This window comes from Achromobacter sp. DMS1 (assembly GCF_001270295.1).
In genome coordinates, this window is the sequence record NZ_LHSJ01000250.1 from 1 (window position 1) to 6,162 (window position 6,162).

General features: G+C 68.4%; 4 protein-coding genes. 2 read left to right on the forward strand and 2 right to left on the reverse strand.

What is annotated here, in order from left to right:
• Positions 1-42: 42 nt before the first annotated feature.
• Positions 43-249 carry a hypothetical protein gene (locus AD428_RS26475; protein ID WP_152968185.1) on the reverse strand — a complete coding sequence of 69 codons (207 nt, stop codon included), beginning with the start codon at positions 247-249 and terminating at the stop codon, positions 43-45.
• Positions 250-275: 26 nt separating this feature from the next.
• On the opposite strand from AD428_RS26475, the gene metH reads away from it, so the two are divergent.
• On the forward strand, positions 276-4,049 hold the full coding sequence (metH, locus tag AD428_RS21415) for a methionine synthase (protein WP_053246525.1): 3,774 nt from the start codon (positions 276-278) through the stop codon (positions 4,047-4,049).
• A 278-nt stretch (positions 4,050-4,327) separates the two neighbouring features.
• On the opposite strand, the gene AD428_RS21420 is transcribed toward metH, so the two are convergent.
• Entirely contained in the window at positions 4,328-5,098 is a 771-nt protein-coding gene (locus AD428_RS21420; protein ID WP_053246526.1) for a class I SAM-dependent methyltransferase, read from the reverse strand.
• Positions 5,099-5,211: 113 nt separating this feature from the next.
• Here AD428_RS21420 and AD428_RS21425 point away from each other — a divergent pair, with 113 nt between their 5' ends.
• The gene (locus AD428_RS21425; RefSeq protein ID WP_053246527.1) at positions 5,212-6,048 is read left to right on the forward strand and encodes a helix-turn-helix transcriptional regulator; all 837 of its coding nucleotides are present in this window, start codon (positions 5,212-5,214) and stop codon (positions 6,046-6,048) included.
• Positions 6,049-6,162 lie beyond the last annotated feature (114 nt).

Below are 6,162 nucleotides of genomic sequence, written 5' to 3' on the forward strand. Positions count from 1 at the left end.
GGCGGACGGCGGCGGCCGGGGGCGGGCCTTCCTGTTTCCCGTTTACCTTTCGCGCGCGGCCATGCGGGTCTTGCCTGCATGGCGGGTTGCGCCGAAAGCACCTGTTCGGGGCGAGAACTGTAACACCGGCAGGCGGGGGGCGGCCCGTTTTGTTACGATCAGGGCTTGCTTTTTGAGGCGGAATTCCCTTTTTCGCCACAGACGGCCGCCGTCCGCCCCGCCGGCGCGCGGCGGCCCCGGCTTTTCCATCCATCCATTTCCTGTCCGCTCCGACCGTGTCCTATCCCCGCTTGCCCTATCCGCCCGAAGCCTATACCCGCGGCGGCGAATTCGCCCGCCTGCTGGGAGAGCGCATCCTCATCCTGGACGGCGCCATGGGCACCATGATCCAGCGCTACAAGCTGGGAGAGGCGGATTTCCGCGGCGAGCGCTTCGCCGGCCACGGCAAGGATCTCAAGGGCGACAACGAACTGCTTTCGCTGGTGCGGCCGGACGTCATCTCCGAGATCCACCGCCAGTACCTGGAGGCGGGCGCCGACGTTATCGAAACCAACACGTTCGGCGCGACCTTCATCGCGCAGGGCGACTACGACCTGCCGGAGCTGGCCTACGAAATGAACCTGGAGTCGGCCAGGCTCGCCCGCGCCGCCTGTGACGCCTACAGCACGCCCGACAAGCCGCGCTTCGTGGCCGGCGCGCTCGGGCCCCAGCCCAAGACCGCCTCCATCTCGCCGGACGTGAACGATCCCGGCGCGCGCAACGTCACCTTCGACGAGCTGCGCGACGCCTACGTCGAGCAGCTCAACGGCCTGCTCGATGGCGGCATCGACATCGTCCTCATCGAAACCATCTTCGACACCCTCAACGCCAAGGCGGCCATCTTCGCCACCGAGCTGGTGTTCGAGGAACGCGGCATCCGGCTGCCGGTGATGATCTCCGGCACCGTCACCGACGCTTCCGGCCGCATCCTGTCGGGCCAGACGGTCGAGGCGTTCTGGAATTCGGTGCGTCACGCGCGGCCCGTCACCATCGGCCTGAACTGCGCGCTGGGCGCGGCGCTCATGCGCCCCTACATCGCCGAGCTGGCCAAGATCTGCGACACCTACGTCTGCGTCTATCCCAACGCCGGCCTGCCCAACCCCATGGCCGAAACCGGCTTCGACGAAACCCCGGCCGACACCTCGGCGCTGCTGGAGGAGTTCGCCCGCGCGGGGCTGGTCAACATGTCGGGCGGCTGTTGCGGCACCACGCCGGACCACATCCGCGCCATCGCCGAAAAAGTGCGCGAGCTGCCGCCGCGCGCCGTGCCCGAGATTCCGGTGAAGACCCGGCTGTCGGGCCTGGAGCCGCTCAACATCGACGAGGAAACGCTCTTCGTGAACGTGGGCGAGCGCACCAACGTCACCGGCAGCAAGATGTTCGCCCGCCTGATCCGCGAGGAGAAGTACGACGAGGCGCTGGCCGTGGCGCGCCAGCAGGTGGAGAACGGCGCGCAGATCATCGACATCAACATGGACGAGGCCATGCTGGATTCGGTGGCCTGCATGCACCGCTTCCTCAACCTGATCGCCTCCGAGCCCGACATCGCCCGGGTGCCGATCATGATCGACAGCTCCAAGTGGGAAGTCATCGAAACCGGCCTGAAATGCGTGCAGGGCAAGGCCGTGGTGAACTCCATCTCCATGAAGGAGGGCGAGGAGCCGTTCCGCCGCCATGCCCGCCTGTGCCGCCGCTACGGCGCCGCCGTGGTGGTCATGGCCTTCGACGAGGAAGGGCAGGCCGACACGCTGGAGCGCCGCAAGCAGATCTGCGGCCGGGCTTACCGCATCCTGGTCGAAGAAGAGGGCTTCCCGCCCGAAGACATCATCTTCGACCCCAACGTGTTCGCCGTGGCCACCGGCATCGACGAGCACAACCACTACGCGATGGACTTCATCGAGGGCACGCGCTGGATCCGCGAGAACCTGCCCCACGCCCGCATCTCGGGCGGCGTGTCCAACGTGAGCTTCTCGTTCCGCGGCAACGAGCCCATGCGCGAGGCCATCCACACGGTCTTCCTGTACTACGCCATCAAGGAAGGCATGACGATGGGCATCGTCAATGCCGGCCAGCTAGGCGTCTACGCCGACCTGGACCCGCATCTGCGCGACCTGGTCGAGGACGTCATCCTCGACCGCCCCGAGCCCGTGGGCAAGACCGACCCCGCCGACGAGCGCACGCCCACCGAGCGCCTGGTGCAGTTCGCCGAAACCATCAAGGGCTCGGGCGCCAAGAAGGAAGAAGACCTGTCCTGGCGCGCGGCCTGTGTCGAAGAGCGGCTCTCGCACGCGCTGGTGCACGGCATCACCGCGTATATCGTCGAAGATACCGAGGAAGTGCGCCAGAAGATCGCCGCGCGCGGCGGACGCCCCATCGAAGTGATCGAGGGCCCGCTGATGGACGGCATGAACGTGGTGGGCGACCTGTTCGGCGCGGGCAAGATGTTCCTGCCGCAGGTGGTGAAGTCGGCGCGCGTCATGAAGCAGGCCGTGGCCCACCTCATTCCCTTCATCGAGGAAGAAAAGCGCCAGATCGCGGCCGCGGGCGGCGACGTGCGCGCCAAGGGCAAGATCGTCATCGCCACCGTCAAGGGCGACGTGCACGACATCGGCAAGAACATCGTGTCGGTGGTCCTGCAATGCAACAACTTCGAGGTGGTGAACATGGGCGTCATGGTGCCCTGCGCGCAGATCCTCGAAAAGGCCAAGGAAGAGAACGCCGACATCGTCGGTCTGTCCGGCCTCATCACGCCCAGCCTCGAGGAGATGGCGTACGTGGCCTCGGAAATGCAGCGCGACGAGTACTTCCGCAGCCGCCGGATTCCGCTCATGATCGGCGGCGCCACCACCAGCCGCGTGCACACCGCCGTGAAGATCGCGCCCAACTACGAAGGGCCGGTCATTTACGTGCCGGACGCCAGCCGCTCGGTGGGCGTGGCCACCAGCCTCATGTCCGACCAGAGCGAAGCCTATCTCAAGGAACTGGCCGAGGAATACGAAGACGTGCGCCGCCGCCACGCCAACCGCAAGGCCGCGCCCATCCTGCCGCTGGCCGAGGCGCGCGCCTCGCGCCCCGTCATCGACTGGGACGCCTACACGCCGCCGCGCCCCAAATTCATCGGCCGCCGCACCTTCAAGAGCTACGACCTGGCCGAAATCGCGCGCTACGTGGACTGGGGCCCGTTCTTCCAGACCTGGAGCCTGTTCGGGCCGTTCCCCGCGATTCTCGACGACAAGGTCGTCGGCGAGCAGGCGCGCAAGGTCTACGCCGACGGCCAGGCCATGATGAAGCGCATCATCGAGGGCCGCTGGCTCACCGCCAGCGGCGTGATCGGCTTCTATCCCGCCAATGCCGTCAACGACGAGGATATCGAGGTCTACAAGGACGAAACCCGCAGCGAGGTGCTCTTCACCTACCGCAACCTGCGCCAGCAGGGCGCCAAGCGCGAGGGCGTGAGCAACAAATGCCTGGCCGACTACATCGCGCCGAAATCCAGCGGCAAGCTGGACTACATCGGCATGTTCGCCGTCACGGCCGGCCTGGGCATCGAAAAGAAAGAGGCCGAATTCGAAGCGGCGCTGGACGACTACTCCAGCATCATGCTCAAGTCGCTCGCCGACCGGCTGGCCGAAGGCTTCGCGGAATGCCTGCACGCCCGCGTGCGCCAGGATCTCTGGGGCTACGCGCCCGACGAGCGCCTGTCCAACGAGGAGATGATCGCCGAGAAATACGCGGGCATCCGGCCCGCGCCCGGCTACCCCGCCTGCCCGGAACACGTGGTCAAGACCGATATGTTCCGCGTGCTGGACGCCGGCGAGATCGGCATGATGCTCACCGACAGCTACGCCATGTACCCCGCTTCCAGCGTGTCGGGCTTCTACTTCAGCCACCCGCAGTCGCAGTACTTCAATGTGGGCATCATCGGCGAAGACCAGCTCGCCGACTACGCGGCGCGCAGCGGCCGCAGCATCGAGGATCTGCGCCGCACGCTGGCGCCCAACCTGGGATGATCGGGGCCCCCCCCCCCCGCGCAAAGCCGGCCTGCGGGCCGGCTTTGCATTTGCGGGCGCGCCGGGGTGCGCCGGCCCTGGCGCGCGGGGCCGCGGCCTGGACAAGCGCGCCGTCCCGGTCGACGGTGATGAAGGCGTTGAGCTCCCCGCGGGCGGCGATGCGGTCCAGGCATGCCTGCGTCAGCGCGACGCTGCTGAGGCCGCCCTGGCGGACCAGGGCGGCGGCCTGCGTGGCGGTCAGGTCCGCCGGCGATACGCGAGGCGGCTGTCGGGATGGATCAGCCCGGCTTCTTCGCCACGATGACCGCGTTGTCGCTGGTGAAGGAGCCGTCGCCCTGCACGTCGAAATGCGCGCGCACCACGTCGGGCGCGATGCCGAACATGTGCCGCAGCGCCGCCACCAGCGCGTCCGGCGTGCGCATGCGTTGCACCCACGCGCCGAATTCCAGCGGCAGGCGGCGCGCCGTCACGCCCTGAACCACGAAGCCCGCCTCGGCCAGCATGCGGGTCCATTCCGACACCGAATAGTCGCGCACATGCGAGGGGTCGCGCAGCACTTCGATGGTCTGCAGCCAGGTGTCCAGCAGCGCCTCGCCCGGCGACACCACGTCGGCGAACACTGCCGTGCCGCCCGGCTTGAGCACGCGCCGGGCCTCGCGCAGCGCGCGGCCGGGGTCTTCCCAGTGGTGGGTGGAGTAGCGCGACATCACCAGGTCGAATTCGCCGTCGGCGAACGGCAGCGTCTCGGCCTTGCCGCGACAGATGGCAAGATTGGACAGGCCGCGCCGGGCCGCCTCGGCCGCCACCACGTCCAGCATCTGCTGCGACAGATCGTAGGCCACGACCTGGCCCGCGTGCGGCGCCACGTGGAAGCTGACGTGGCCGCCGCCGCAGCCCAGGTCCAGCACCCGCGCCCCGGGATGCGCGCGGGCGATGTCCGCTATCTGGCGCAGGTCTTCGCCTTGCGCATGCACCGCGCTGGCCAGGTAGGCCCGCGCCTGCGGACTGAACTGGCGTTGCACGGCGTCGTCATGGGTGTGGTTCAGCATGATGGGGGAGTCCTCGAAGGCAGGTGCGCATGGGAAACCGCGCCTGCTCGCAGGCGCATGGCGCTAAGATAGGCGGCCTCCCATACACGTACAAGACCATTGTTCATCCTGGTATGAATACTTCCCCTCAAGCGGCCGCGGGCCAGGAAGGATCGCGCCTGCGCCGCCAGGCGCTCGGCGAATTCGTGCGCAGTGCGCGCGCGCGCATTACGCCGCAGATGGCCGGCCTGCCCGAGGGCCTGCGGCGGCGCACGCCCGGCCTGCGCCGCGAAGAAGTCGCCCAGCTTTGCGGCATCAGCGTCACTTGGTACACCTGGATCGAGCAGGGCCGGGAAGTGTCCGTCTCGCCTTCGGTATGGTCGCGCATCGCGGGCGTGCTGCAGCTCGCCCGCGCCGAACGCGCCTATCTCTTCGATCTGGCCGACTGCGCCGACCCCCAGCACGACCGCGGCGACGCGAACGGCGTGCCCGGGACGCTGCAGGCCTGTGTGGACGCCGTCCAGGCGCCCGCCTACGTGCTCGACCGCGCCTGGAACGTGCTGGCCTATAACGAGCCGCTGCGCGAGCTGTTCGACGACTGGCCGCGCCGCGACCCCGAGCCCAACCTGCTGCGTTACATCTTCCTGGACCCCGCCGCCCGCGACCTGGTGGTGGACTGGGACCAGCGCGCCCGCCGCGTGGTGGCCGAGTTCCGCGCCGACGCCGGCGCCCACCTCGACGAACCCGCCGTGCTTGCCCTCATCGACGGCCTCAACCGCCAAAGCCCTGTCTTCGCGCACTGGTGGACGCGCCATGCCGTGGTCGAACGCGAAGGCGGCGTGCGCGAATTCCAGCATCCCGCCAAGGGCCGCCTGGCCTACCAGCAGATCACCTTCCGCCTCGCCACGCATCCGGATCTGAAGCTGGTGATGTTGCTGAGCGGCGCGGCTCAGGGCGGGCAGGGCGGCTAACCGATTCCGGGCGGGCCTTCCAGCAGGCTGCCTTGCGCGGCGGCTTCCATCAGGCCCAGCAACAGCTTCTTCACCGGCGCCGGCAGCGCCACCCGCGGCAGTTCGGCGGCGGGC

Bases quoted from the DNA above. Each gene is read 5' to 3' on its own strand.
- AD428_RS26475 (WP_152968185.1), bottom strand. From the start codon at position 249: ATGGAAAAGCCGGGGCCGCCGCGCGCCGGCGGGGCGGACGGCGGCCGT.
- AD428_RS21420 (WP_053246526.1), bottom strand. From the start codon at position 5,098: ATGCTGAACCACACCCATGACGACGCCGTGCAACGCCAGTTCAGTCCG.
- AD428_RS21425 (WP_053246527.1), top strand. From the start codon at position 5,212: ATGAATACTTCCCCTCAAGCGGCCGCGGGCCAGGAAGGATCGCGCCTG.